This window comes from Brevundimonas sp. GW822-FHT03E11 (genome assembly GCF_058801445.1).
The window spans coordinates 42588-68627 of record NZ_JBXANG010000006.1; the positions used below are offsets into that span (position 1 = coordinate 42588).

At 67.9% G+C, this 26040-nt stretch carries 23 protein-coding genes; 9 read left to right on the forward strand and 14 right to left on the reverse strand.

Annotation, left to right across the window (positions count from 1 at the left end):
• Nucleotides 1-83 precede the first annotated feature (83 nt).
• The 3 genes from AC1RKE_RS11235 to AC1RKE_RS11245 are packed head-to-tail and all read left to right on the forward strand — an operon-like array spanning nucleotide 84 to nucleotide 4914.
• Nucleotides 84-1604: an MFS transporter gene (locus tag AC1RKE_RS11235; protein ID WP_395942278.1), complete on the forward strand. Its 1521-nt coding sequence runs from the start codon at nucleotides 84-86 to the stop codon at nucleotides 1602-1604.
• Complete coding sequence (locus tag AC1RKE_RS11240) at nucleotides 1601-2533, forward strand: alpha/beta hydrolase (protein WP_191558376.1); 933 nt, start codon at nucleotides 1601-1603, stop codon at nucleotides 2531-2533. Before AC1RKE_RS11235 ends, AC1RKE_RS11240 begins: the two co-directional genes overlap by 4 nt.
• An 8-nt stretch (nucleotides 2534-2541) precedes the next feature.
• Entirely contained in the window at nucleotides 2542-4914 is a 2373-nt protein-coding gene (locus tag AC1RKE_RS11245) for a glucan 1,4-alpha-glucosidase (RefSeq protein ID WP_348684356.1), read from the forward strand.
• Between the two features lie 57 nt (nucleotides 4915-4971).
• On the opposite strand, the gene AC1RKE_RS11250 is transcribed toward AC1RKE_RS11245, so the two are convergent.
• The 11 genes from AC1RKE_RS11250 to AC1RKE_RS11300 form a co-directional block, all read right to left on the reverse strand.
• Complete coding sequence (locus tag AC1RKE_RS11250) at nucleotides 4972-5661, reverse strand: TorF family putative porin (RefSeq protein WP_348684355.1); 690 nt, start codon at nucleotides 5659-5661, stop codon at nucleotides 4972-4974.
• Nucleotides 5662-5758: 97 nt separating this feature from the next.
• Nucleotides 5759-7108 (reverse strand): ammonium transporter, encoded by a 1350-nt coding sequence (locus AC1RKE_RS11255; protein ID WP_054764925.1) that lies wholly within the window; start codon nucleotides 7106-7108, stop codon nucleotides 5759-5761.
• A 218-nt stretch (nucleotides 7109-7326) separates the two neighbouring features.
• Nucleotides 7327-8433 carry a 3-isopropylmalate dehydrogenase gene (gene leuB, locus AC1RKE_RS11260; RefSeq protein WP_333896828.1) on the reverse strand — a complete coding sequence of 369 codons (1107 nt, stop codon included), beginning with the start codon at nucleotides 8431-8433 and terminating at the stop codon, nucleotides 7327-7329.
• Entirely contained in the window at nucleotides 8433-9017 is a 585-nt protein-coding gene (gene leuD, locus AC1RKE_RS11265; protein ID WP_348684354.1) for a 3-isopropylmalate dehydratase small subunit, read from the reverse strand. Before leuD ends, leuB begins: the two co-directional genes overlap by 1 nt.
• Before the next feature lie 149 nt (nucleotides 9018-9166).
• Nucleotides 9167-10579 (reverse strand): 3-isopropylmalate dehydratase large subunit, encoded by a 1413-nt coding sequence (gene leuC / locus AC1RKE_RS11270; RefSeq protein WP_348683525.1) that lies wholly within the window; start codon nucleotides 10577-10579, stop codon nucleotides 9167-9169.
• On the reverse strand, nucleotides 10572-11819 hold the full coding sequence (locus tag AC1RKE_RS11275) for a 2-isopropylmalate synthase (RefSeq protein WP_348683524.1): 1248 nt from the start codon (nucleotides 11817-11819) through the stop codon (nucleotides 10572-10574). The genes leuC and AC1RKE_RS11275 overlap by 8 nt, the downstream gene beginning before the upstream one ends.
• Nucleotides 11819-12070, reverse strand: coding sequence for an ACT domain-containing protein (locus AC1RKE_RS11280; protein WP_182714316.1), 252 nt, complete (start codon nucleotides 12068-12070; stop codon nucleotides 11819-11821). The genes AC1RKE_RS11275 and AC1RKE_RS11280 overlap by 1 nt, the downstream gene beginning before the upstream one ends.
• Before the next feature lies 1 nt (nucleotide 12071).
• Nucleotides 12072-13784 carry an acetolactate synthase 2 catalytic subunit gene (gene ilvG, locus AC1RKE_RS11285; RefSeq protein WP_054764919.1) on the reverse strand — a complete coding sequence of 571 codons (1713 nt, stop codon included), beginning with the start codon at nucleotides 13782-13784 and terminating at the stop codon, nucleotides 12072-12074.
• Nucleotides 13785-13802: 18 nt separating this feature from the next.
• Complete coding sequence (gene ilvC, locus AC1RKE_RS11290) at nucleotides 13803-14816, reverse strand: ketol-acid reductoisomerase (RefSeq protein ID WP_182714315.1); 1014 nt, start codon at nucleotides 14814-14816, stop codon at nucleotides 13803-13805.
• A 6-nt stretch (nucleotides 14817-14822) separates the two neighbouring features.
• A complete protein-coding gene (gene ilvD, locus AC1RKE_RS11295) occupies nucleotides 14823-16562 on the reverse strand; it encodes a dihydroxy-acid dehydratase (protein WP_348683523.1) in 1740 nt (579 codons plus the stop codon).
• A gap of 90 nt (nucleotides 16563-16652) precedes the next feature.
• A complete protein-coding gene (locus AC1RKE_RS11300; protein ID WP_348683522.1) occupies nucleotides 16653-16805 on the reverse strand; it encodes a hypothetical protein in 153 nt (50 codons plus the stop codon).
• Between the two features lie 252 nt (nucleotides 16806-17057).
• On the opposite strand from AC1RKE_RS11300, the gene gap reads away from it, so the two are divergent.
• From gap to fba, 3 genes are all read left to right on the forward strand, one after another.
• Nucleotides 17058-18065, forward strand: a complete 1008-nt coding sequence (gene gap, locus AC1RKE_RS11305) for a type I glyceraldehyde-3-phosphate dehydrogenase (protein WP_054764915.1) — start codon at nucleotides 17058-17060, stop codon at nucleotides 18063-18065.
• Between the two features lie 177 nt (nucleotides 18066-18242).
• A complete protein-coding gene (locus tag AC1RKE_RS11310; protein ID WP_333896825.1) occupies nucleotides 18243-19439 on the forward strand; it encodes a phosphoglycerate kinase in 1197 nt (398 codons plus the stop codon).
• A gap of 104 nt (nucleotides 19440-19543) precedes the next feature.
• Complete coding sequence (gene fba, locus AC1RKE_RS11315) at nucleotides 19544-20629, forward strand: class II fructose-bisphosphate aldolase (RefSeq protein WP_054764913.1); 1086 nt, start codon at nucleotides 19544-19546, stop codon at nucleotides 20627-20629.
• 17 nt (nucleotides 20630-20646) lie between these two features.
• Here the strand turns inward: fba and AC1RKE_RS11320 are convergent, their stop codons facing one another.
• A complete protein-coding gene (locus AC1RKE_RS11320) occupies nucleotides 20647-21288 on the reverse strand; it encodes a DUF2799 domain-containing protein (protein WP_348683521.1) in 642 nt (213 codons plus the stop codon).
• A 101-nt stretch (nucleotides 21289-21389) separates the two neighbouring features.
• Here AC1RKE_RS11320 and AC1RKE_RS11325 point away from each other — a divergent pair, with 101 nt between their 5' ends.
• From AC1RKE_RS11325 to rpoH, 3 genes are all read left to right on the forward strand, one after another.
• Nucleotides 21390-22400: an RluA family pseudouridine synthase gene (locus AC1RKE_RS11325; RefSeq protein ID WP_395942192.1), complete on the forward strand. Its 1011-nt coding sequence runs from the start codon at nucleotides 21390-21392 to the stop codon at nucleotides 22398-22400.
• Nucleotides 22401-22408: 8 nt separating this feature from the next.
• Nucleotides 22409-22711: a GNAT family N-acetyltransferase gene (locus tag AC1RKE_RS11330; RefSeq protein ID WP_183216836.1), complete on the forward strand. Its 303-nt coding sequence runs from the start codon at nucleotides 22409-22411 to the stop codon at nucleotides 22709-22711.
• A 236-nt stretch (nucleotides 22712-22947) separates the two neighbouring features.
• Entirely contained in the window at nucleotides 22948-23835 is an 888-nt protein-coding gene (gene rpoH / locus AC1RKE_RS11335; protein WP_082382620.1) for an RNA polymerase sigma factor RpoH, read from the forward strand.
• Between the two features lie 12 nt (nucleotides 23836-23847).
• On the opposite strand, the gene AC1RKE_RS11340 is transcribed toward rpoH, so the two are convergent.
• Together AC1RKE_RS11340 and AC1RKE_RS11345 are read right to left on the reverse strand one after the other, a co-directional pair.
• Nucleotides 23848-24657, reverse strand: a complete 810-nt coding sequence (locus tag AC1RKE_RS11340; protein ID WP_054764910.1) for a response regulator — start codon at nucleotides 24655-24657, stop codon at nucleotides 23848-23850.
• Nucleotides 24658-24718: 61 nt separating this feature from the next.
• Nucleotides 24719-26014 carry an adenylosuccinate synthase gene (locus AC1RKE_RS11345; protein WP_348684440.1) on the reverse strand — a complete coding sequence of 432 codons (1296 nt, stop codon included), beginning with the start codon at nucleotides 26012-26014 and terminating at the stop codon, nucleotides 24719-24721.
• Nucleotides 26015-26040: the final 26 nt, after the last annotated feature.

Below are 26040 nucleotides of genomic sequence, written 5' to 3' on the forward strand. Positions count from 1 at the left end.
GACAGAAGGCTGAACTCCCCCCATCGTCACGCGTGTCGCTGCGCGCCACGACGCGACACTTCCCCCGCAAGCGGGGGAAGATCATGACCCTCCTCTCCCACCGCCCGCGCCTGTCCGGCCTGGCGATCTGGAACATGTGCGTCGGCTTCTTCGGCATCCAGATCGGCTTCGGCCTGCAGAACGCCAACACCAGCCGGATCTTCCAGACCCTAGGCGCCGAGGTCGACAGCCTGGCCATCCTCTGGATCGCCGCCCCTCTGACGGGTCTGTTGGTCCAGCCCCTGGTCGGCCATTTCAGCGACAAGACCTGGACCCGGTTCGGGCGTCGCCGCCCCTATTTCCTGGTCGGGGCGATCCTGACCACCCTGGCCCTGATCGCCATGCCCAACAGCCCCGGCCTGTGGTTCGCCGCCGCCATGCTGTGGATCATGGACGCCTCGATCAACATCACCATGGAGCCGTTCCGCGCCTTCGTCGGCGACAATCTGCCGGAGGAGCAGCGCACCGCCGGCTATGCGATGCAGAGCTTCTTCATCGGCGCAGGGGCGGTCTTCGCCTCGGTCCTGCCCTGGCTGCTGTCGAACGTCTTCGGCGTGGTCTCGACGGCTGAGGCGGGCGTCGTGCCCCTGTCGGTCAAGATCGCCTTCTACGTCGGCGCCGCCGGCCTGTTCACGGCCGTGCTGTGGACGGTGCTGAGCACCCGCGAATACAGCCCCGAACAGCTCGCCGCCTTCGAACGCGCGCGCCTTGAAGCCCTGGGCGCCGCCCCGGCAGACGATGCGCCGGAGCCGCCGGCCCGCAGCGTGCGGGGCTGGATGGGTTCGGGCCTGGTCTGCGCCGTTCTGGGGGGGCTCGGCCTGGTGCTGATCGCCGCCTTCGATCTGGAGAAGGAGCTGCTGGTCCTGGCCGGCTTCTTCGTCGGCTTCGGCCTGTTGCAGATCGCAGTGGGCCTGATGCAGCGCCGCCGCATCGCCAACGCCGTGACCGAGATCCTGAACGACGTCTATCGCATGCCCCAGACCATGCGCGACCTGGCGGTGGTCCAGTTCTTCAGCTGGTTCGCCCTGTTCGCCCTGTGGATCTACACCACCGCCGCCGTGACCAGCGTCCATTTCGGCACGACCGACACCACCTCGGCCGCCTACGCAGCCGGGGCCGACTGGGTCGGGGTTCTGTTCGGGCTCTATAACGGGGTCGCCGCCCTGGCCGCCTTCACCCTGCCGGTCCTGGCCAGGCGGATCGGCCGCAGGGCGACCCACGCCCTGATGCTGATGCTCGGCGCGGCGGGTCTGTTCGGCGTCTTCCTGATCCGCGAGCCGGGCCTGCTGTGGCTGCCGATGGTCGGGGTCGGCTTCGCCTGGGCCTCGATCGTCTCCATGCCCTACGCCATCCTGTCGGCGGCTGTGCCGGCGCGGAAGATGGGCGTCTATATGGGCGTGTTCAACATCTTCATCGTCGTGCCCCAGCTGCTGGCGGCCACGGTGCTGGGCCTGATTCTGAAGCACTTTTTCAGCGGCCAGGCGATCTGGGCCCTGGTGCTGGGCGCCGCCTCCTTCCTGCTGGCGGCCTTCAGCGCCCTCAGGGTGCGGGAGCAAAGGGCGTGAACCGCCGCGCGCTCCTGGCCCTGGCGGCCGCCCTGCCCTTCGCCGGCGCCGCACGGGCGCAGACGGCGGCCGGTCGTCTGATCCTCCACGAGGCCGTGAGCTCGGCCCATGTGAAGGCGAGGAACGTCTCCGTCTGGCTGCCGCCCGGCTATGAGACGTCGGATGCGGCCTATCCCGTCCTCTACATGCACGACGGACAGAACCTGTTCGATCCCTCGACGGCCAACTTCGGCGAATGGGGGGTGGACGAGCATCTGACGCGGCTGATCGCCGGCGGTCAGGTGCGCGCCCCCATCGTGGTCGGCGTCTGGAACACGGATCTTCGCCTGCGGGAATATGTCCCGGCCGATCTGATCGCGGCCCTGCCCGAGGACATGCGCGGCGATGTTCAGGCCGTCTATGGCGGCCCGCCCCTGTCGGACGGCTACATCCGCTTCCTGACCGAAGAGCTGAAACCCTTCGTGGACCGGACCTACCGCACCCTGCCCGGCCGCGAGGACACCCTGATCAGCGGCTCCAGCATGGGCGGGCTGATCTCACTGTACGCGGTGATGAAACGGCCGGACGTCTTCTCCGCCGCCGCCTGTCTGTCGACCCATTGGCCGCTGCGGGTCACAGGCCTGGACGGTCAAAGCCTGGAGGCCTGGCGCGAACGGCTGGTCTCCGCCTGGACCGGGGTGATCGACCGCGGCCTGCCGGCGCCCGGCGCGAACCGCTTCTACTTCGACCGGGGCGACGAGACCCTGGATCAGTTCTACGCCGCCTTCCAGACCCAGGTGGACGCCGTCTTCCGCCGTCGCGGCTACGGCCCCGGCGATTTCCAGAGCCTGGTCTTCCCCGGCGCCCAGCACAATGAGGCCTCGTGGAACCAGCGGCTGGACGTTCCCCTGACCTTCCTTCTTTCCCCCGCCCCCACGCGCAACCCGTGAGGACCACAATGCGTCATTTCCGTTCCTTCTGCCTCGCCGGCGCCGCCGGCCTGGCGCTCGCCTCGACCGCCTCGGCCCAGTCCGGAGTCGCTCCGGGCGCGCCGGGTGATCTGCCTACCTGGTCCAGCGCCGCCAAGACCGGGGCTGGGGCCTCCTATGAAGCCTATGTCGACGGCCAGTACCGCGACGGCGGACCGACCGGCGCGGTGTCGAAGGTCTGGTTCTCCATCGCCGACGGCGTCCTGACCGAGACCATGTACGGCCTGATCCACGAGGCCCAGATCAAGGCGCTTCGCTTCGCCGTCGTCACCCCGGAGGGCCTGGCCGTCGAGGGCGCCGACACCACCGAGCGGACCGAGTATCTGCACACGGACGCCCAGGGCCGCCCCCTGTCGCCCGCCTATAAGGTCACGACGCGCGACAGGGCGGGTCGGTTCGAGATCGAAAAGCGCCTCTTCACCGATCCGGATCGCAACGCCCTGGTGCTGCGGGTCAAGATCACGGCCCTGAGTGGAGAGGCCACGCCCTATCTGCTGCTGGAGCCGCACATCGCCAACACCGGCGTCGACGACCGGGGACAGGTCACGCGCCAGGCCTTCCATGCCTGGGAAGGCGACACCCATCTGGTGCTCAAGCCGAGCCGTCCGTTCGACAAGGCCGGCGTCGGCTTCGTCGGCGCATCGGACGGTCTGACCGACCTGAAGGACGGCCGGATGGACTGGACCTACGCCTCCACCGGAGAGACGGCGGGCAATACGATGATGACGGGCGCCCTGCCGCGCCTGCGTCAGGGGCAGAGCCTGAGCCGAGATTTCGTGATCGGCTTCGGCTCCAGCGAGGCCGAGGCCCAGGCGGCGGCGGACGGCGCCTTCGCTGTCGGCCTGGACGAGGTTCTGGCCCGGTTCAACGGCGAGGGTGATCGCATCGGCTGGGAGGACTATGTCGCCGCCCTGACCGAACTGCCGCGCATCGCCGAACAGGCGACGGACGGAGGCAAGCTGGCCTACGCCTCGGCCCTGATGCTGAAGGTGCAGGAGGACCGCACCCATGCCGGCGCCCTGATCGCCTCCCTGTCCAACCCCTGGGGCGACACGGTGGACGCCTCCAAGTCCTCCACCGGCTACAAGGCCGTCTGGCCGCGCGACTTCTATCAGGTGGCCATGGCCCTGGCGGCGCTGGGCGACAAGGAGACGCCGCTGGCGGCCTTCAACTATCTGCCCCAGGTCCAGGTCGGGCCGAACACGCCCGGCAATACCGGCGTCGGCGGCTGGTTCCTGCAGAAAACCCATGTGGACGGCGAACTGGAATGGGTGGCGGTCCAGCTGGACCAGACGGCCATGCCGATCATGCTGGGCTATCGTCTGTGGAAGCTGGGCTGGCTGTCCGACGCCCAGATGGCCGACCACTATCGTTCGATGCTGAAGCCTGCGGCCGACTTCCTGGTGGACGGCGGCAAGATCGGCCTTCTGTGGAACGACGCCGAGATCAAACCGCCCTTTACCCAGCAGGAGCGCTGGGAGGAGCAGCAGGGCTATTCCCCCTCCACCACCGCCGCCGTGGTGGCCGGGCTGACGGTCGCGGCCGAAATGGCGCGCGCCTCGGGCGATGCGGCGGGAGCGACCCGCTATCAGCTGGCCGCCGACAGCTACGCCTCCAAGATCGAAGAGCGGATGTTCACGACCAACGGCGACTTCGGCGACGGCCGCTATTTCATCCGCATCACTCGGAACGAGAACCCGAACGACAAGGCCCCGATCGGCGCCGCCAACGGCCAGATCGCGCCCCAGGAGGACCGGGTCGTGGACGGCGGCTTCCTGGAACTGGTCCGCTACGGGGTGCGCAAGGCCGACGATCCGCACATCGTTTCGACCCTGCCCGTCTATGACGATCAGAGCCTGGAGGACCTGTACCGGGTCCGCTACGACTTCGGGCCGGAGGGCGACCAGACGCCGGGCTGGCGCCGCTACGGCGTCGACGGCTATGGCGAGGATCATGTCACGGGCGCCAACTATGGCGTCGGCGGGCAGATGAGCCCTGGTCAGCGGGGTCGGGTCTGGCCCTTCTTCACCGGCGAGCGCGGCCACTATGAGCTGGCCCGCGTCAGCCTGAACGGCGCTCCGTCCGCCGCCGACATCGCCGCCATCCGCCAGACCTATGTGCGCGGCATGGAGCGGTTCGCCAATGACGGGCTGATGCTGGCCGAACAGGTCTGGGACGGGGTCGGCGAGCCGACCGCGCGCGACTACGCCCTGGGCCAGAACACCGACTCGGCCACGCCCCTGGCCTGGACCCATGCCGAATATCTGAAGCTGCTGCGGTCCTTGGCCGACGGCAAGGTGTGGGATCGGTACGAGCCGGTCGAAAGCCGCTACGCCCGCTGATACGAAAAAGGCCCCGGAGCCAGTGCTCCGGGGCCTCGTTTTTGACCGAAGACGGGCTCAGTAGGTCAGCTTCAGACCGACCACGAAACGGTCCTCGGCCACGGGCACGCCGTCCACGTCCGTGTCGTAGTAGCGCGCATCCGCCGACAGATTCTCCGTCAGAGCATAGCCGATCCCGGCGTTCCAGGTCAGATAGTCGTCGGACACGTCCAGCCATTGCTGACCCACGGCGCCGGAAATCGTCCACTTGTCGGCGGGCGAGAAGGCGGCGTTGACCTCGGCGTAGGTCGCTTCCTTATCCGCCGCGCCGAAGAAGTCGGGCGAATAGTAGACGGCGGCGCCGAAGGTGGCCGGGCCCACGGCGCGCGAGGCCGCAGCCTTGAACTCCGCATAGTTGTAGTCGGCGCCGTCCGGTTCGCCCGCATAGAGGTAGCCGATCACGCCGAAGTCCAGGGCGAAGCCGGCCGCCTCGGTGCGGTAGCCGCCATAGACGTCGACTTCCGCGTCGGTGTCGTCGCCGAAATCAACGTTTGAGGCCCAGGCGCCGGCATAGAAGCTGCCGGCCGTCAGATCGACGCCGCCCTGGATGGCGGGATCTTCGTTGGTCTGGCTGTAGCCCCGGAAGACATAGTCGCTGGTCACGCCGACATTGAAGGCCACCTTGGCGTCCTGAGCCGAGGCGGGCGCGGCCAGGCCGGTCAGCCCCAGAGCCAGGGCCGCAGCGGCGGCCGTACCGAACAGTTTCATTCTCATTATCTATCCCCTTGGTTTCGTTATTTTTGTTCCAGCGCCCGATGGGATCGCCGGGAGGGAGGGCGCGGCCGGCGGGCCGCACCCTCTGGTTTCAGTGTTCCAGAGCCTCGCCGTGCAGCGAGGTGTCCAGACCGGCGGCTTCTTCCGCCTCGCTGACCCGCAGACCCGTGGTGAACTTGCAGATCACCAGGATGATGAAGGTCCCGACCGCGCTATAGGCGATCGTCCAGGCCAGGCCGATGGCCTGGGCCCCGACATTGGCGCCTTCCGACAGGCTGTTGATCGCCGTGGTGGCGAAGACGCCGGTCAGCAGGGCGCCGATCAGGCCGCCCGCGCCGTGGATGCCGAAGGCGTCCAGCGAGTCGTCGTAGCGCAGCAGCTTCTTGATCCAGACCGACGAGATGTAGCAGACCGGACCGGCGATCAGGCCGATGATGACCGCGCCCTTGGGATCGACGAAGCCCGCCGCAGGGGTGATGGCGACCAGGCCGGCGACCACGCCCGACAGCATGCCGATCAGGGAGACCTTCTTCTTCTCAATCAGTTCGATGATCTTCCAGGTCAGGGCGGCGGCGGCGGCGGCCAGAACCGTGTTCAGCAGGGCCACGCCCATCAGCTCATTGGCGGCGCCCGCCGAACCGGCGTTGAAGCCGATCCAGCCGACCAGCAGCAGAGAGGCGCCGATCATGGTCAGGACAGGGTTGTGCGGATTGATCGGCTCGACCCCATAGCCTTTGCGGCGGCCCAGGAAGATGGCGCAGACCAGACCGGCCACGCCCGAGTTGACGTGAACCACCGCGCCGCCGGCGAAGTCCAGCACGCCGGCGGAACCGAGGAAGCCGCCGCCCCACACCCAGTGACAGATGGGGGAATAGATCAGCAGCGACCACAGGGCCGTGAACAGCAGCAGGCCCGAATATTTCATCCGCTCGGCGAAGGCGCCGGTGACCAGGGCCGGGGTGATGATGGCGAAGGTCATCTGGAAGGCGATGAACAGATATTCCGGAATGCCCGTCAGCAGGCTGTTGGCCGTGCCAAGGGTCACGCCGTTCAGGAACAGCATGTCCAGGCTGCCGACGTAGGGCTGAAGCGCGGCGTCGGCGTTGGCGCCGAAGGCGATGCTGTAGCCCGCGATGAACCAGACCAGGGAGACGACGGCGAAGACGCCGACCGACTGGGTGATGGTGGCGATGACGTTCTTGCGCCGCACCATGCCGCCGTAGAACAGGGCCAGTCCCGGCAGGGTCATCAGCAGGACCAGGGCCGTGGACGTGCCCAGCCAGGCCGTGCCCGCGCCGTCCAGCTCCAGCGCCGACTGGTGCGCCAGCAGGGCGGGCGCCGCCTCCGGCGTCTGGGCGAAGGCCCCGCCGGCGTAAAAGAGCCCGATGGTCAGAAGCAGGAGCGCAGCGACCCCCGGAAGTCGATTCCAAACGTGCGACATAAGCAAATACCCCCTTGGCAATCTCGCAAGTGCGAAGGTTTTACTGCAATCGCGTTCGACGCAAGGGGGTCAGGCTGAAACGGTGCAACTTTCTTGCAACGGTCCTGTCAAAAAAGTTTAGCCCCGCACGATCCGTTCTCGGCGCGGGGCTTGAGGCTCAGATTCATGTTTCGAGGAACGATGTTCCCGGCATGAAATTCGGGAGGCGGCGATGCGCCCTACGCCCAGTGCATCTGCACCCGGTGCGCCGCCGCCCAGTGGATGGCGCGAATGGCGTCGATCACCGCCTCGGTTGCGGCCCGCGTGCCCAGAGCCCCGCCCAGATCGGCGGTGACGGCGCCGGCCGCCAGGACGGCCGCCACCGCAGCCTCGATGGAATCCGCCTCGTCCTCCAGCTTCAGGCTGTGACGCAGCAAGAGGGCCGCCGACAGAATCGTGCCGACCGGATTGGCCAGGTCCTGACCCGCGATGTCCGGCGCCGACCCGTGGATCGGTTCGAACAGACCCGGCCCTTCCGTGCCCAGCGAGGCCGACGGCAGCAGGCCGATCGAACCGCCCAGCACCGAGATCTCGTCCGACAGGATGTCGCCGAACATGTTCTCGGTCAGGATGACGTCGTACTCGCGCGGCTTCCTGATCAGGTGCATGGCCATGGAATCGACCAGGGCGTGCTCCAGGGTGATCTCCGGGAACTCCTCGGCATGGATACGGGTCACGACCTCGCGCCACAGGCGGCTGGTCTCCATGACATTGGCCTTGTCGACCGAGGTCACCTTGCCGCGGCGCTGGCGCGCGGTCTGGAAGGCGGCGCGCGTCACGCGCTCGATCTCGGGAACCGTATATTCGCACAGGTCGGTGGCGCGGTCGGCGGTGCGGGTCTTCTCCCCGAAATAGACGCCGCCGGTCAGTTCGCGGAAGACGATCAGATCGACGCCCTCGACGATCTCGCGCTTCAGCGGCGAACGGTGCGCCAGGACCGGCGAGACCTGCAGCGGCCGCAGATTGGCGAACAGGCCCATGGCCTTGCGGATGGCCAGCAGGCCTTCCTCGGGCCGGCGCTTGCCGCCGTCCCATTTGGGACCGCCCACCGCGCCCAGCAGGACGGCGTCCGCGGCGACGCAGGCGGCCCGCGTCGCCTCCGGCAGGGGCTCGCCCGTCTCGTCGATGGCGGCTCCGCCGATCAGATGTTCGGTGAAGTTGAAGCTGTGGCCGTAGAAGTCGCCGATGACCGCCAGCACGTCGCGCGCGGCCCGCGTCACCTCCGGCCCGACGCCGTCGCCGGGCAACAGGACGATCTCATAGGTCTTGGGGGCGGCTTGGGTCATCAGACGGTCTCTCTCGAACGCTCGAAGGCTTCGATCTCTGGCAGGTTTGATTGCAGCCAGCCCAGGGTGTCCACCCCGTTCAACAGACACTGGCGCGCGAAGGGTTCGACCTCGAACGGCACGGGCTGGGCATTGCCGCGCCGGATCTCCCGGGCTTCGAGGTCGATTGTGACCGGCTGGTCCGGCTGCGACGCCAGATCGTCCCAGACATCCTGGCTGACGACGATCGGCAGCAGGCCGTTTTTCAAGGCGTTAGATGTAAAAATGTCAGCGATTTCGGTCGAGATCACCGCCCGGAACCCATAGTCGTACAGGGCCCAGGGGGCATGTTCGCGCGACGAGCCGCAGGCGAAATTCTTGCCCGCCAGCAGGATGCGATGCTCGGCCGGATCGATCCGGTTCAGAATGGCTTCGGGCTTTTCCGAACCGTCGGCCTCATAGCGCCAGTCATAGAAGGCCGCCTTGCCCAGCCCCTCGCGCGTGGTGGTGGTCAGGAACCGCGCCGGAATGATCTGGTCGGTGTCGATATTGGCCTGGCTGAGCGTGACCGTCTTCGAGGTCAGGGTGGTGAAGGGCTCAGACATCAAAAACTCCGCTCATCCCGGCGAAAGCCGGGACCCAGTTCTGTGGGCGACAGGCGTCACCCGTCGCGCCCTGTCGGCGATCCCGCGCATTGTGCTTCGCGAAAGCACTGGGTCCCGGCTTTCGCCGGGATGAGCGGAAGGGGGTGTCGCTACGCATCCACGACCTCGTTCAGAAAGACGCGCGGATCGGTCAGCACACCGGCCACAGCCGTCGCCGCAGCCGTCGCGGGGCTTGCCAGGATGGTCCGGGCGTCCTTGCCCTGGCGGCCTTCGAAATTACGGTTGGAGGTCGAAACGGCCAACTGACCCGGCGCGACGAAATCCCCGTTCATGGCGATACACATGGAGCAGCCGGGAATGCGCCATTCGGCCCCGGCGGCGATGAAGACCTCGTGCAGGCCCTCCGCCTCGGCGTCGCGCCGCACGGCCTCGGAGCCCGGCACGACCAGCATGCGCAGGCCCGGCTTGACCTTGCGGCCGCGCAGCACCTCGGCGGCGGCGCGCAGGTCAGGCAGTCGGCCGTTGGTGCAGGAGCCGATGAAGACCACGTCCACCGGCTGGCTGGTCGTCGCCTCGCCGGGGGTGAAGCCCATATAGGCGATGGCCTTGCGGTCGCTGTCTGACTGGGGCTGGGGCACGGGCGCGCCTATGGGGGCGCCCGCATCCGGCGTCGTGCCCCAGGTCGCCATCGGACGGATGGCGGCGCCGTCGATCACGACTTCCTTGTCGAAGGTCGCGCCCGGATCCGTGGCCAGCTTCAGCCATTCGGCCGTCGCCGCCTCATAGTCGGCGGGGACGTGCTTGCGGCCGCGCAGCCAGTCGATCGTGGTCTGGTCCGGGGCGATCATGCCCGCGCGGGCGCCGGCCTCGATGGACATGTTGCACAGGGTCATCCGCCCTTCCATGTCCAGCGACCGCACCGCCTCGCCCGCATATTCGATGACGTAGCCGGTGCCGCCGCCGAAGCCGATGTCGGCGATCACGGCCAGGGCGACGTCCTTGCCCGACACGCCCGGCTGTAGTTCGCCGGTCACCGTCACCCGCATCGCCTTGGGCTTGCGCTGCAACAGGCATTGGGTCGCCAGCACATGGCCGACCTCGGAGGTGCCGATGCCGAAGGCCAGGGCTCCGAACGCCCCATGGGTGGCGGTATGGCTGTCGCCGCAGACGACCGTCATGCCCGGCTGGGTCAGGCCCAGCTCCGGCCCCATGACATGGACCACGCCCCGGTCTTCAGATCCCCAGCCGGCCAAGGGAACCCCGTGGGCGGCGCAGTTTCGCTCCAGCGTATGGACCTGGGCCTCGGCCTGGGGGGTGACATAGGGTTTCAGCCCGTTCAGCCCCGCCGGCAGGGTCGGGGTCGAATGGTCCAGGGTGGCGTAGGTCCGGTCGGGCCGGCGCACCTTCAGGCCGCGCGCCTCGATCTCGCTGAAGGCCTGGGGACTGGTGACCTCATGCACCAGGTGCAGGTCGATATACAGGACGCCCGGCGTATCGGCCGTTTCCGGCCGCACCACATGAGCGTCCCAGACCTTGTCGAACAGGGTCTTTGGATCAGGCATACTGGGCCACCGTCTCCTCAACGCCGTCGACGCGATCAATGATGGCGATCAGTTCGGCGTCGCTGATCTCGCCGATCTGGTCGGCGCGCTGTTTGAAGCCGGCGACGACGGCCGCCAGACGGTCGCCCTCGATGGGCCGGCCGATGGTCTCGGCCCGCTTGGCGATGGCGTGGCGGCCCGAGTGCTTGCCCAGAACGAACCAGCTGCCTTCGAAGCCCACGTCCTGGGGCCGCATGATCTCATAGGTGCGGCTGTCGGCCAGCATGCCGTGCTGGTGGATGCCGGCCTCGTGGGCGAAGGCGTTGATGCCGACCACCGACTTGTTGCGGGCGATGACCGTCTCGGTGATTTCGCACAGGATCTTGGAGGCGCGGACCAGATGGCGGCTGTCGGCGCCGATGGCGACGCCATAGCGGTCTTCGCGCACCTTCAGGGCCATGATGACCTCTTCGATCGAGGCGTTGCCGGCCCGTTCGCCGATGCCGTTGATCGCCCCCTCGACCTGACGCGCCCCGCCCTCGACGGCGCCCAGGGAGTTGGCGACCGCCATGCCCAGGTCATCGTGGCAGTGGGCCGAAAAGATCACATGGGGGTGGCGCTTGTGGATCCGCGCCGCCAGGGCGCGGAAGGTCTCGCGCACCTCTTCCGGGGTCGCATAGCCGACGGTGTCGGGCACGTTCAGGGTCCGGGCGCCGGCGTCGGCGGCGGCCTCCAGCACATCGGCCAGGAACTCGGGCTCCGTGCGGAAGGCGTCCTCGGCCGAGAACTCGACGTCGTCGAACAGGCTGGCGGCGTATTCGACCGCCCGGACGGCCGTGGCCAGAACCTCGTTGGTCGACATCTTCAGCTTGGCCGAGCGATGGATCGGGCTGGTGCCGATGAAGGTGTGGCAGCGACGGTGCGACTTGGGCGCCGGCTGCAGGGCGCGGAAGCTGGCGTCGATGTCCTTTTCGTTGGCGCGCGACAGGGAGCAGAAGACCGGCCCCTCGACCTCGCCGGTCACGCGGCGGATGCAGTCCTCGTCGCCCGGAGAGGCGGCGGCGAAGCCGGCCTCGATAACGTCGACGCCCAGGTCCTTCAGGACCTGGGCCATCTTCACCTTGGCTTGGGCGGTCATGGAGAAGCCGGGCGCCTGCTCCCCGTCCCGCATCGTCGTGTCGAAGACGATGACCCGGTTGGGGTCGGCGGCGATCTCCGCAGTTCGGGATACGCCGGATACTCGTACTTGTTCGGCGGTCATTACGCAGCCTCGGATTGAATAATGTCGTTGCCGATCCGGCGGACGCCGAACAGGCGGTCGATCTGGCGACCCAGGTTTTCGATGCAACGGCCGGCGTCGCGGCCGCGGATGGTCAGGGCGATCCGACGGAAGGCGCCCTCGTCGGCCATGTTGATGCCGTCGATGTGGAAGCCCCGGCGCTCCACAAGACCGATGAGACGCTGAAGCGAACCGTCCGCACGGTCGATCTGGACGTGGATCGTGTTGCTCATCTCAGGAGCCCTCCATCATTTCAGCATTGCTCTTGCCCGGCGGAACCAGCGGCCAGACATTGTCTCGGGGATCGATGACCACATGGGCCAGGCAGGGGCCGTCGGCGGCCAGCAGGCGCTGGATGCCTTCGGACACCTGATCGCGGCGATCGATACGGAAGGCCTCGATGCCGAAGGCCTCGGCCACCTTCACGAAGTCCGGATTGTCGGACAGGTCGATCTCGGAATAGTTCTCGGCGAAGAACAGCTCCTGCCACTGGCGCACCAGGCCCAGCGAGGAGTTGTCGATCAGCACGATCTTCAGCGGGATGCCGTAACGCCTCAGCGTCGCCAGCTCCTGGATGTTCATCATGAAGCCGCCGTCGCCGGCGATGGTGACGACCGTCGCGGACGGATCGGCCAGCTTGGCGCCGATGCCGGCGGGCAGGCCGAAGCCCATGGCGCCCAGACCGCCCGAGGTGATGTGGGCCTCGGGCTTGGAGAAGCGGCAGTGCATGGCCGCCCACATCTGGTGCTGGCCCACGTCGCAGGCGGCGACGAAGGCGTCGCCGGCCGCTTCGGACACTTCTTTCAGCAGAGCCGGGGCGTAGACCCCCTCGCCCGGCGCGTCATAGCGATAGGCGCTGGTCCGGGCGGCGTCGACGCACGCATCGACCCAGGGCTGGATGTCCAGGGCCGGTCCGCCGGCCATGCGCGCCGTCAGGGCCTCGATCCCGTCCTTCAGCTCGCCGACCACGGCCACATTGGCCGCCCGCAGCTTGCCGACTTCGGAGGCGTCGATGTCGAAATGGACGATCCGGGCGTTGGGCGCGAACTCGGCCAGCTTGCCCGTGGCGCGGTCGTCGAACCGGGCGCCGACGACGATCAGCAGGTCGCTGTCCTGAACCGCATGATTGGCCGCGCGGGCGCCGTGCATGCCCAGCATGCCCAGCATGCGCGGCGCGTCGGTCGGGACGGTGCCCAGGGCGTTCAGGGTCGAGACCTGGGGGATGCCGGTCGCGGCGACGAAGGCGCGCAAAGCCTCGGTCGCGCGGCCGATCTTCACTCCGCCGCCGACATAGACCAGCGGCCTCTTGGCGGCGCGGATCGCGGCCTCGGCGGCGGCGACGGCGTCGTGATCGATGCGCGGCGTCTCGTTGGGGATGTGGAAGCCGTAGTCGTCGCTGGTCGTGGCGAACTGCACGTCCTTGGGCAGGTCGACCAGGACCGGACCGGGACGGCCCGAGGCGGCGATGTGGAAGGCCTCCTCGACGGCGGCCGGAACATCGGCCGCGTCGCGGACCAGGATCGAGTGTTTCACGATCGGCAGGGTGACGCCCAGGATGTCGATCTCCTGGAAGGCGTCGGTCCCCATCAGCCCCTGGGCCACATTGCCGGTGATGCAGACGATCGGCGCCGAGTCCATCATCGCATTGGCGATGCCGGTGATCAGATTGGTCGCCCCCGGTCCCGAGGTGGCCAGACAGACCCCGACCCTGCCGCTCTTGCGCGCATAGGCGTCGGCGGCGAAGGCGGCGGCCTGTTCGTGCCGGACCAGAATATGTTTCAGCTTAGACCCGGCCAGGGCGTCATAGACCGGCATGATGGCGCCGCCCGGATAACCGAACACCACCTCCACGCCCAGCCGCTCCAGGGTGGAGACCAGCAGGCGCGCCCCCGATTGGGGGGCGGCCTCGGCTGAGGATTTGAAGGCGGCGGCGGTCATCAGGGTCATCCGGTCTTTCGCTCGGGCTCAGGCCGCTTCAGATTTGGGCGTGTTCAGCCAGGCCATCCGCTCGCGCAGACGGGCGCCGACCTGTTCGATCTGGCTCTCGCGGTCCGCCTTCAGCCAGGCCTCGTACTGGGGCTTGCCGGCCTCGTTCTCGGCGATCCAGTTGCGCGCGAAGGTTCCGTCCTGGATCTCGTCCAGAATGGTCTTCATCCGGGCCTTGGTCTCTTCGTTGACGACGCGCGGGCCGCTGGCGACGGCGCCGTATTTGGCGGTTTCCGAGATGAAGTGGTGCATCTTGGAGATGCCGCCTTCGTAGAACAGGTCCACGATCAGCTTCAGCTCGTGCAGGCATTCGAAATAGGCGATCTCGGGCTGGTAGCCGGCCTCGACCAGGGTGTTGAAGCCCTGCATCACCAGTTCCTTGGCGCCGCCGCACAGGACGGCCTGTTCGCCGAACAGGTCGGTTTCGGTCTCTTCGCGGAAGGTGGTTTCCAGCAGGCCGCCGGTCGCGCCGCCGTTGCCCTTGGCGTAGCCCATGGCCCGGTCGCGGGCCTTGCCGGTCGCGTCCTTCTCGACCGCGAACAGGCTGGGCACGCCGCGCCCGCGCTGGAACTCGCGACGGACCAGATCGCCCGGCCCCTTGGGCGCGACCAGGATGACGTCCATGTCTTCGCGCGGGGTGATGCGGCCGTAGATGATCGAGAAGCCGTGGGCGAACAGCAGGGCGGAGCCCTGTTTGGCGTTCGGCTCGATGATGTCGCGATAGACCTGATCCTGAACCATGTCGGGGGTCAGGATGGCGATGATGTCGGCGCCCTTGACCGCTTCGGCCGGCTCGGCGGTCGGGACGCCGTCGGCGGTGGCGTGTTTCCAGCCCGTGCCGCCGTGACGGACGCCGGCGACCACGTCATGGCCGCTGTCCTTCAGGTTCTGGGCGTGCGCCCGACCCTGCGAGCCATAGCCGATGATGGCGATGCGCTGCCCGGCGATCGCGCCCGGCTTGATGTCTTCGTTGGTGTAGATGGTGATGGCCATGAGAATTCAGGCGTCCTGAGCAGCAGCGGATTTGTGAGAGGCCGGGATTTGCGCCGGCGGCGGGTTGGGGATGGTGACCGCGCCCTGGGCGGCCGAGGCCACGGAGGCGCGGTATTTGGCGAAGACGCCTCGCGCCGGGCGGACCACGTGGGGCGTGAAGCCCGCCCGGCGCGTCGCCAGATCGACGTCCACGTCGATCCGGCGGTTGGTGACGTCGATGGTGATGCGGTCACCATCGCGAATGAGGGCGATCGGGCCGCCGACGGCGGCTTCCGGCGAGATATGCCCGGCGACGAAGCCGTAGCTGGCGCCCGAGAAGCGGCCGTCGGTCAGCAGGGCGACATTGTCGATCTTTCGGCCCTTCAGGGCGGCGGTGACCTGCAGCATTTCGCGCATGCCGGGGCCGCCCTTGGGGCCTTCGTAGCGGATGATGATGACGTCGCCCTCGCCGACCGAGCCGTCTTGCACAGCGTGGAAGGCGTCTTCCTCGCTGTCGAAGACGCAGGCCGGGCCTTCGAACTTGTCGACCTTGTGACCCGTCAGCTTGATGACCGCGCCTTCCGGAGCGACGTCACCATAGATGACGGCGAAGCTGCCGCGGTCCATAACGGGGGCGTCGAAGGTGGTCACGACGACCTGGCCCGGCGTCTCCTCGGCCTCGGCCGCCTCGGCGAACAGGCTGCGGCCGCTGACGGTGGGCGTATTCACGATCTTGCCGGCTTCGGCCATGCGCTGCGTGACTAGGCGGGTGCCGCCGGCGGCGAACAGGTGAGAGGCCAGGAAACGACCGCCCGGCTTCAGGTCGCAGATCACCGGCGCCTCGACACAGGCCTGGTGGCAGTCCTCGACCCCGAACGCGACCCCCGCCTCCGCCGCGATGGCCGTCAGGTGCATGACGGCGTTGGTCGATCCGCCCGAGGCCGAGACGGCGACGGCGGCGTTCTTCAGGCTGGCGCGGGTGATGTATTTGCGGGCCGTGTCGCCGGCGAAGACCCGTTCGACGATCAGCCGGCCGCAACGCTCGCCCTCGGCCGCCTTGCCGGGATCGACCGCCGGCACGTCATTGGCGCCCATGGGGCTGATGCCCATGACCGACAGGGCCATGGCCATGGTGTTGGCCGTGAACTGGCCGCCGCAGGCGCCGGCGCCGGGGCAGACGGCCTGTTCGACCGCCTTCAGCCCTTCGTCGTCCAGGGCGCCGGCCGAATGGGCGCCGATGGCCTCGAACACCTCCTGGACCGAGACCTCCTTCGAGCCGATCACGCCCGGCATGATGGTGCCGCCGTAATAGACCAGGCCGGGGATATCCATCCGAGCCAGGGCCATGGCCGCCGCCGGGATCGTCTTGTCGCAGCCGACGATGCAGACCACGCCGTCCAGCTGGTGCCCCTCGATCGCCAGTTCGATCGAGTCGGCGACGACCTCGCGGCTGATCAGCGAGGCCTTCATGCCCGCCGTGCCCATCGAAATGCCGTCGGTGACGACGATGGTGTTGAAATCAACCGGATAGCCGCCGGCCGCGATGATCCCGGCCCGCACGTCCTTGGCCAGACGGTCCAGGTGCATGTTGCAAGGGGTGACGGTCGACCAGGTGTTGACGATGCCGATCATCGGCTTGTCGAAATCGGCGTCCTGCATGCCGGCGGCGCGCAGATACGATCGGGCCGCCGCCCGGTTCGGGCCGGCCGTCACCGCCGCGCTGCGCGCGTTGGGCTTCCTGGGCTCTGAGGTAGAATCTTGCGTCATCGGTCCGGTTCGTTTCGAACCGCCAAGCACGAAAGACCCCGCTTCCTTTCGGGAGCGGGGTGGTGCGAGGCGATCCTGAGTGTGTTTAGGTCAGGTCGCGTGCATCCACGCCGCTTGCGTAAGCAGGCCGAGGAGTACGAGAAGAATGAGGAATACGGGGCTTTCCAGGCCGATCGGCGCGCGAGCGGCCACGACCGCGTCAGCGGTGCGTCCCTTCGTCATGTCGCGCGTCATCACAGCCACGGGCGGCTCCCTGTTCTGACGCCAAGAAACCATATGGGCCGGAGCCGCACAACCCCTGTCGCAAAAATTTTGCGCAAAAGGCCGGCGACGACCGCCACGGAGGTGTTTCTTACCTTGCATCCGCAAGTCTCTCCGCCGGCCGTAACGGTTCCTAACCGCTTGTTAGGGCCGCAGGCCCCGCGCGGGGTTGAAACCGGGCCGCGACAGTTCCATTGAGACCGCCAACAACATAATCGTTCAGAGGAGCCCCCCATGACCGTTCGCGTCGCCATCAATGGTTTCGGCCGCATCGGCCGTCTCGTCCTTCGCTCGATCATCGAGCATGGCCGCACGGACATCGAGGTGGTGGCGATCAATGATCTGGGTCCGGTCGAGACCAACGCCCACCTGTTCCGCTATGATTCGGTGCACGGCCGCTTCCCCGGCACGGTGACCTCGGGCGAGGACTGGATCGACGTCGGCACGGGCAAGATCAAGGTCACGGCCGAGCGCGACCCCGCCAACCTGCCCCACGCCGAGCTTAAGGTGGACATCGCGCTGGAGTGCACCGGCATCTTCACGTCGAAGGACAAGGCCAGCGCCCACCTGAAGGCCGGCGCCAAGCGCGTCCTGGTCTCCGCCCCCGCCGACGGCGCCGACAAGACCATCGTCTTCAAGGTCAACCACGAGACCCTGACCGCCGACGACATCGTGGTGTCCAACGGCTCGTGCACCACCAACGCCCTGGCTCCGGTCGCCAAGGTGCTGAACGACCTGTTCGGCATCGAGCGCGGCTATATGACCACCATCCACTCCTACACCGGCGACCAGCCGACGCTGGATACGATGCACAAGGATCTGTACCGCGCCCGCGCCGCCGCCCTGTCGATGATCCCGACCTCGACCGGCGCCGCCAAGGCGCTCGGCCTTGTTCTGCCGGAACTGAAGGGCAAGCTGGACGGCTCGTCGATCCGTGTCCCGACCCCGAACGTCTCGGTCGTGGACCTGAAGGTCGTCGCCGGCCGCGAAGTCACGGTGGAAGAGATCAACGCCGCGCTTCAGGCCGCCGCCGACGGCCCGATGAAGGGCGTGCTGTTCACCACGACCGATCCGCTGGTCTCCAGCGACCTGAACCACATCGCCGCCTCCTCCACCGCCGCCCTGCCCCAGACCCAGGTGGTCGACGGCAAGCTGGCCCGCGTGCTGAGCTGGTACGACAACGAATGGGGCTTCGCGACCCGCATGAGCGACACCGCCCTGGTGATGGCGAAGTTCCTTTAAACCCCCGCCTCCCTCTCCCAGCGGGAGAGGGCTTGAGCGCACGGCGGCGCAGCCGCCGTTCTGGCGCGAAAGGGTGAGGGGCAAGGTGTGCGAATTGGCCCACCGGCTGTCCCTCATCCGTCTCGCTCCGCGAGCCACCTTCTCCCCGTGGGAGAAGGATCATGAGAGATCGAAGCCATGACCTTCCGCACCCTCGACGACGCCAAGGATCTCGCCGGCAAGACGGCCCTGGTCCGCGTGGACTTCAACGTCCCTATGGAGGGCGGCAAGGTCACGGACGACACCCGTCTGCGGGTCGCCCTGCCGACGATCCAGCGTCTGCGCGACGCCGGCGCCAAGGTCGCGCTTCTGGCTCACTTCGACCGTCCCAAGGGCCAGCGCGTCCCGTCGATGAGCCTGAAGCCGGTCGTAGATGATCTGGAGACCCTGCTCGGCGCCCCCGTCCGCTTCGCCGACGACTGCATCGGCCCGGACGCCGTGGACGCCATCCGCGACCTGGACGCCGGCGGCGTGGTCCTGTTGGAGAACGTCCGCTTCCATGCGGCGGAAGAGGCCAATGATCCGGTCTTCGCCCGGAAGCTGGCGGATCTGGGCGATCTCTATGTCAACGACGCCTTCTCGGCGGCGCACCGCGCCCACGCCTCGACCGAAGGGATCGCCCACCACCTGCCCGCCTACGCCGGCGAATCCATGCGCCGCGAACTGGACGCCCTGGACGCGGCGCTCGGCAATCCGCAAAAGCCCGTCATCGGCATCGTCGGCGGCGCCAAGGTCTCGACCAAGCTGGACCTCTTGAAAAACCTGGTCGGCAAGCTGGACCGCCTGGCCATCGGCGGCGGCATGGCCAACACCTTCCTGTACGCCCAGGGCATCGACATCGGCGGCTCCCTGGCCGAGCGCGACATGGCCGACACGGCCCGCGAAATCATGGCCGAGGCCGAGGCGCGGGGCTGCAAACTGCTGCTGCCGGTCGATTTCGTGGTGGCGACCGAGGTCAAGCCGGGCGCCGCCGCTCGCCCGGTCGCCGCCGGCGCCGCCCTGTCGGCCGACGACAAGATCCTGGACGCCGGCCCGGCCACGGTCGCGCGTCTGCTGGAGGCCCTGACGGCCTCCAAGACCCTGATCTGGAACGGCCCTCTGGGCGTGTTCGAGGTGCCGCCCTTCGACGCCGCCACCGTGACGGTCGCCCGTCATGCGGCGGCCCTGGCCAAGGCCAGCGTCCTGACCGCCGTCGGCGGCGGCGGCGACACGGTCTCGGCCCTGAATCACGCGGGGGTGTCGGACGACATGACCTTCGTCTCCACCGCCGGCGGCGCCTTCCTGGAATGGATGGAGGGCAAGCCCCTGCCGGGGGTCGAGGCCCTGCGCGCCTGAGCCCTGACGCAGCGGAAACAACTGTAACACGGCGTGACTTTGAGCGCGCCGCCCGCTAGTCTCGCGCCCAATCAAAAAAGACTTTCGGCTCAGGAGACTTCATCATGGCGCGCATCACGCTGCGACAGCTGCTCGACCACGCGGCGGAGAACGGCTACGGCCTTCCCGCCTATAATATCAACAACATGGAGCAGGGCCTCGCGATCATGGAGGCGGCCCATGAGGTCAATGCGCCCGTGATCATCCAGGCCTCGCGCGGCGCCCGGAACTACGCCAACGACATCGTCCTGGCCAAGCTGATCGACGCCCTGGCGGAACTCTATCCCGACATCCCGGTCTGCATGCACCAGGACCACGGCAACGGCCCGGCGACCTGCGCCACCGCCATCCAGTACGGCTTCACCTCGGTGATGATGGACGGCTCGCTGGAAGAGGACGCCAAGACCCCCGCCTCCTATGAATACAATGTCGAGGTCACGCGCCGCGTCACCGAAATGGCCCACGCCTGCGGCGTCTCGGTCGAGGGCGAACTGGGCGTGCTGGGCTCGCTGGAGACCGGCATGGGCGAGGCCGAGGACGGCCATGGCTTCGAGGGCAAGCTGGACCATTCCCAGCTCCTGACCGACCCGGATCAGGCCGTCGAATTCGTCGCCGCCACCAAGGTCGATGCCCTGGCCATCGCCATGGGCACCAGCCACGGCGCCTATAAGTTCACCAAGAAGCCGGACGGCGACATCCTGGCGATGAACGTCATCGAAGAGATCCACCGCCGCCTGCCCAACACCCACCTGGTCATGCACGGCTCGTCCTCCGTGCCGCAGGAGCTTCAGGACATCATCAACCAGTACGGCGGCGAAATGCCCCAGACCTGGGGCGTGCCGATCGAAGAGATTCAGCGCGGCATCCGCCACGGGGTGCGCAAGGTGAACATCGACACCGACAACCGGATGGCCATCACCGGCGCCATCCGCAAGGTCCTGGCCGAAAAGCCGGGCGAGTTCGACCCGCGCGCCTATCTGAAGCCCGCCAAGGAGGCGATGAAGAAGCTCTGCAAGGAGCGCTATCAGCAGTTCGGCTGCGAGGGCCAGGCCTCGCGCATCCGCCCCTTGTCCACCGCCCACATGGCCAAACGCTACGCCTCGGGCGAGCTTGACCCGTCCTTCCGCAATGCGGCGGTCAAGGCGGCCTGACGACCGCCCCTCCCTGATCAGACCGGGTAGCGGCCGCTCAGTTCGAACCGCACCCGGTCCTCTTGCCAGCGCGCCCGGTCCAGCTCGTCCCTGGCGTCGCGGGCGTTGCGGCGAGCGTCGCGGATTTCGCCCCGCACCTCTTCGATTCGGTTGCGGATCCGCTCCTTCTCCTCGTCGGTCAAGCCGTCCTGACGCAGTTCGCGCTGTTTGGCGTCCAGCTTGTCCTCGCGGTCGTCGATCCGCGCCTCGGCGCTTCTCAGCGCGCTCTCGGCCGCCTCCACCGCCGCTGCCGCCTCATGCAGCCGACGCCCGTCGTTATAGGCCGGCAGAAAGGCCGCCTCCTCCTCGGGCCGACAGACGCCGTAATAGGTGTTGCCCGCCCGCCCCTCGATCCAGCCGCGCTGGAAGGTGCAATAGCCGCGCAGCCCGTCTTCGCGTGCTCGGCTGTAGGTCGCCGGATCGGGCGCGACCTGATATTTGGCGCAGGCCTGGGCATGGGCGCCCAGCCGGCTCATCGGATAGCCCGCCGCCCCATCGGCGTAACCCTTGTCGCCCCAGGCGCCGGCCAGACACTCTTCCTGGCTCATGGTCGAGCAACTGCCCAGCAGAACGGCGGCGGCGGCGGCGGCGGCGCCGCTCGCGATCATCAAGGTCTTCATCACAGTTCCCCACGCCCCCAAGCGCCACTATTCACTTCAGATCAGGCCCGACGCAAGCGCCCTCGCTGGCAGCCGATCTTCCGATGCTTTACGGATAGAGGGTGTCCGACCCCGAACTGATCGACGACGAAGACCCGGCGCCGGCCGCCGAGACCCTGGAGGCCCGTATCGACCTGTCCGGCGTCCGGCTGGACAAGGCCCTGGCCGAGGTCTTTCCCGACCTGTCGCGCGCGCGTCTCCAGGCCCTGCTGGCCGAGGGGGCGGTGCGCCGTGACGGGGTCGTCCTGACCGGCGGCTCGGCCAAGGCCCAGCCGGGCCTCTACCGGGTCGATCTGCCGCCCGTCGCCCCCGCCGCGCCCCAGCCCCAGGCCCTGCCGCTTGCGGTCCTCTATGAGGATGCGGACCTGATCGTCATCGACAAACCCGCCGGAATGGCCGCCCATCCGGCGCCGGGCACGCCCGACGGCACCCTGGTCAATGCGCTGCTGGCCCGTTGCGGCGACAGCCTGTCCGGCATCGGGGGCGTCGCCCGACCGGGCATCGTCCACCGGCTGGACAAGGACACCTCGGGCGTCATGGTCGCGGCCAAGAGCGACCGCGCCCACCAGGGCCTGTCGGCCCTGTTCGCGACCCACGACATCGAACGCACCTATATCGCCCTGACCCGCGGCGCGCCGACCCCGCTCCAGGGCCGGATCGAGACGCGCATCGGCCGCTCGACCGCCGACCGCAAGAAGATGGCCGTGCTGAAGACGGGCGGGCGCGAGGCGATCACCGACTATCGGGTCCAGCGGACCTTCGGCGAACCGGCCCGCGCCGGCGGCGCGCCCCTGGCGGCGCGTGTCGCCTGCACCCTGCAAACCGGCCGCACACACCAGATCCGGGTTCATCTGTCGTCCAAGGGCGCGCCCATCCTGGGCGATCCGGTCTATGGCTCCGGCAGCCCCGCCCCCCCGGTCCGCGCCGCCCTCGCCGAGGTCGGGCTGACGCGCCAGGCCCTGCATGCCGCCGTCCTGGGCTTCGTCCATCCGATCACCGGCGCGCCCCTGCGTTTCGAAACCGACCCGCCCGCCGACATGGCGGCCCTGGAAATCCTGCTCTCCACCCTGTGAGGCCGCTGATGGACCCCGATATCCACGACAATACCGCGCTCAACCGCTACGAATTGCCGGTCGACGGAGAGACGGCCGTCGTCACCTACAATCTGTCGCCGCCCAATCTGATGATCACCGAGACCCTGGTGCCCGAACGGCTGGAAGGCCAGGGGATCGCCAGCCGCCTGGCCCGTCACGTCCTGGCCGACGCCCAGGCGCGGGGCCTCTTGATCCTGCCGGTCTGCCCCTTCTTCTCCGCCTATCTTCAGAAACACCCCGAACACGCTGAGGCGGTGCATCCGACCTATCGCGGCATACTGGGGATCTGACCGCCCCCTAGGCGCCTCGTCCCCGATGCGCGTCTTGAATAGCAACTGACTAAGTTCTATATTGAGCCGGTCGGCGTGAGTGGCGCCGGGGTCACGGTCACGCTTTCGTGTGACGATCCGCCCCTAACAATGGCGGCAACCCATCGCTACTTCACCGGTTGAGGGGTGAGGCGTCGGCGCACATGCCGTGGCCGACGGCGAAGCGCCCGCTCGTTCTAGACGGTCGGAGGGACCATATGGCTGCCAATAGCACGCTCGCGGTGATGTCGCCTGAACAGGGCCTGTCGCGTTATCTGACGGAAATCCGCAAGTTTCCGATGCTGACCAAGGACGAGGAGTTCATGCTCGCCAAGCGTTGGTCCGAGCATCAGGATCCGGAAGCCGCCCACCGTCTCGTCACCTCCCACCTGCGCCTGGTCGCCAAGATCGCCATGGGCTATCGCGGCTACGGCCTGCCGATCGGCGAGGTGATCTCCGAGGGCAACGTCGGCCTGATGCAGGCCGTCAAGAAGTTCGATCCGGACAAGGGCTTCCGCCTGGCGACCTACGCCATGTGGTGGATCAGGGCCTCGATCCAGGAATACATCCTGCGCAGCTGGTCCCTGGTGAAGATGGGGACCACAGCGGCGCAGAAGAAGCTGTTCTTCAACCTGCGCAAGGCCAAGAGCCAGATCTCGGCCTTCGAGGAAGGCGATCTGCGCCCCGAACACCTGTCGGCCATCGCCACCAAACTGGGCGTGTCGGAACAGGAAGTCACCGACATGAACCGTCGCCTCGGCGGCGACGCCTCGCTGAACGCCCCGCTGCGCGCCGACGGCGAGAGCGAATGGCAAGACTGGCTGGCCGACGACACCGCCGTCTCCCAGGAGACCCAGCTGGCCGACGACGAGGAAAAGGGCATCCGCATGAGCCTGCTTCAGGAGGCCATGGAGGAGCTGACGGATCGGGAAAAACACATCCTCACAGAGCGCCGCCTCAAGGACGACCCCGTCACCCTGGAGGAACTCGCCGGCCATTACGGCGTCTCGCGCGAGCGGGTGCGTCAGATCGAGGTCCGCGCCTTCGAAAAGCTGCAGAAGGCCATGCGCGCCGCCGCCGAAGAGCGCAATCTGGTCGACGCCTGATTTCCTCGGGTATCAGGACGCCCGGGCGACCGGCGCGTTCGACGCCGGCGTCTGGGTCAGGGCCAGTATGGCCCCGACCGGCTGGGCCAGACCGGCCTTGGTCACGCCGCCGCCGTCCATGAATGCCTCCAGCCCGCCCGCCGCGATCGCCAACCGGGCGTCGCCGCTCTTGATCGCCACCGCCTTCAGCGTCTGCGCCTGCTGGCGGATGGCGCGGGTGGCCTGGGCCGGGTCCTGGTCGAACTGGGCCATGGCCGCAACGAGGATCCGCATCGCCTGATCCTTTATGTCCAGCCCGCCCTTGGCCGACGCATCGGTGCGGCGCTTGGGCGCTCCGGCGTATTCGCCCGAGTTGAAGCGCCGACGATCCGGCCCGACATAGCCGACCGCCTCGATCCAGGGGCGGGGCTTCAGGGCGACGTTCTCCACCCGTTTGAACAGATCGCCGGTCGTATAGGGTTTTCTCAGAAACTCGTGCACGCCCGCGTCGCGCGCCCCCTTGATGGCCGCCGCCGTCGCCTCGTTCGTGACCATGATGATCGGCGCCATGCGACAGACCATGGAGGAGCGCCGCACCCGCCGCGCCAGCCGCTCCCCGCTCAGGGTCGGGCCGGCGTATTCGGTGAAGATCACGCCGGGCTCGACGTCGCGCAGCAGCTCCACCGCCCGCTCCTCGTCGCTCTCCACATAGATTTCCCGCGCGCCCAACCCCTTGATCAGGTCCGACATCAGACGCGCAGAGGCGGCGTTGGGTTCGATGATGGCGACGCGCCGCACCGTGGGCTCGATGCGGCTCAGGGTCTTTGCGTCCGCAGTGAACAAGGGGTCGGCTCCGTTTGACTCCTCGACCCTATCTGACCGCCGTTAAGACTCGCTGAATTGCTCAGCCCTGGAAGGGATCGCGCATCAATATGGTGTCGTCCCGCTCGGGGCTGGTCGACAGCAGGGCCACCGGCGCCCCGATCAGCTCCTCGATCCGACGCACATATTTGATGGCGTTGGCGTTGATGTCCTTGAAGCTGCGCACGCCTCCGGTGCTCTCGCTCCAGCCTTCCAGCTCCTCGAACACCGGCTCTGCGGCCGCCTGATCCTTCAGGCTGGACGGCAGATAGTCCAGCACCTCGCCGTTGACGCGATAGCCGACGCAGATCTTCAGCGTCTTCAATCCGTCCAGCACGTCCAGCTTGGTCAGGGCGATGCCGTCGATGCCGTTGATCGCCACCGACTGGCGCACCAGCACGGCGTCGAACCAGCCGCAACGCCGCGCCCGTCCGGTGTTGACCCCGACCTCGCGGCCGACCGTCGCCAAATGCCGGCCGACCGCGTCGTCCAGTTCGCAGGCGAAGGGCCCTTCGCCGACCCGGGTCGTATAGGCCTTGACGATGCCCAGCACATAGCCGACGCCCCGAGGCCCGATGCCCGACCCCGCCGCCGCCTGCCCCGCCACCGTGTTGGAGCTGGTCACATAGGGATAGGTGCCGTGATCCACGTCCAGAAACGCGCCCTGGGCCCCTTCGAACAGCACCCGCTTGCCCGCCTTCTGCGCCTGGTCCAGCACCCGCCAGGCCGGCTTCACATAGGGCAGGATCTTGGGCGCGATCTCCAGCAGTTGGGCCAACAGCGCCTCCGGATCGATCGGCTCCAGGCCCAGACCGGCGCGCAGCGGATCGTGGTGCGAGCGCAGCCGGTCGATCTTGACCTTCAGGTCGTCGGCGTTGGCTAGGTCGCAGACCCGAATGGCCCGTCGCCCCACCTTGTCCTCGTAGGCAGGGCCGATGCCCCGCCCGGTCGTGCCGATCTTGGCCCCGGGCGCGCTGGCCGCCGCCTCGCGCGCCACGTCCAAGGCCGGATGGATGGGCAGGATCAGACAGGCGTTGTCGGCGATGGTCAGGATGTCGGGGCTGATTGCAACGCCCTGGGCTGCGATCTTCTCGATCTCGCCGACCAGGTGCCAGGGATCGACCACCACCCCGTTGCCGATGATCGACGGCTTGCCCTGCACCACGCCCGAGGGCAGCAACGCCAGCTTATAGACCTTGCCGTCCACGACCAGCGTATGGCCCGCATTGTGCCCGCCCTGGAACCGCACCACCATGTCGGCGCGGTTGGACAGCCAGTCCACGATCTTGCCCTTGCCCTCGTCGCCCCACTGGGCGCCGACCACCGCCACGTTCGCCAAAGTCCGTACTCCGCCTCGCGTCCTCG

Bases quoted from the DNA above. Each gene is read 5' to 3' on its own strand.
- AC1RKE_RS11235 (WP_395942278.1), top strand. From the start codon at position 84: ATGACCCTCCTCTCCCACCGCCCGCGCCTGTCCGGCCTGGCGATCTGG.
- AC1RKE_RS11245 (WP_348684356.1), top strand. From the start codon at position 2,542: ATGCGTCATTTCCGTTCCTTCTGCCTCGCCGGCGCCGCCGGCCTGGCG.
- AC1RKE_RS11250 (WP_348684355.1), bottom strand. From the start codon at position 5,661: ATGAAACTGTTCGGTACGGCCGCCGCTGCGGCCCTGGCTCTGGGGCTG.
- AC1RKE_RS11255 (WP_054764925.1), bottom strand. From the start codon at position 7,108: ATGTCGCACGTTTGGAATCGACTTCCGGGGGTCGCTGCGCTCCTGCTT.
- leuB (WP_333896828.1), bottom strand. From the start codon at position 8,433: ATGACCCAAGCCGCCCCCAAGACCTATGAGATCGTCCTGTTGCCCGGC.
- leuD (WP_348684354.1), bottom strand. From the start codon at position 9,017: ATGTCTGAGCCCTTCACCACCCTGACCTCGAAGACGGTCACGCTCAGC.
- leuC (WP_348683525.1), bottom strand. From the start codon at position 10,579: ATGCCTGATCCAAAGACCCTGTTCGACAAGGTCTGGGACGCTCATGTG.
- AC1RKE_RS11275 (WP_348683524.1), bottom strand. From the start codon at position 11,819: ATGACCGCCGAACAAGTACGAGTATCCGGCGTATCCCGAACTGCGGAG.
- AC1RKE_RS11280 (WP_182714316.1), bottom strand. From the start codon at position 12,070: ATGAGCAACACGATCCACGTCCAGATCGACCGTGCGGACGGTTCGCTT.
- ilvG (WP_054764919.1), bottom strand. From the start codon at position 13,784: ATGACCCTGATGACCGCCGCCGCCTTCAAATCCTCAGCCGAGGCCGCC.
- ilvC (WP_182714315.1), bottom strand. From the start codon at position 14,816: ATGGCCATCACCATCTACACCAACGAAGACATCAAGCCGGGCGCGATC.
- ilvD (WP_348683523.1), bottom strand. From the start codon at position 16,562: ATGACGCAAGATTCTACCTCAGAGCCCAGGAAGCCCAACGCGCGCAGC.
- gap (WP_054764915.1), top strand. From the start codon at position 17,058: ATGACCGTTCGCGTCGCCATCAATGGTTTCGGCCGCATCGGCCGTCTC.
- AC1RKE_RS11310 (WP_333896825.1), top strand. From the start codon at position 18,243: ATGACCTTCCGCACCCTCGACGACGCCAAGGATCTCGCCGGCAAGACG.
- fba (WP_054764913.1), top strand. From the start codon at position 19,544: ATGGCGCGCATCACGCTGCGACAGCTGCTCGACCACGCGGCGGAGAAC.
- AC1RKE_RS11320 (WP_348683521.1), bottom strand. From the start codon at position 21,288: ATGAAGACCTTGATGATCGCGAGCGGCGCCGCCGCCGCCGCCGCCGCC.
- AC1RKE_RS11330 (WP_183216836.1), top strand. From the start codon at position 22,409: ATGGACCCCGATATCCACGACAATACCGCGCTCAACCGCTACGAATTG.
- rpoH (WP_082382620.1), top strand. From the start codon at position 22,948: ATGGCTGCCAATAGCACGCTCGCGGTGATGTCGCCTGAACAGGGCCTG.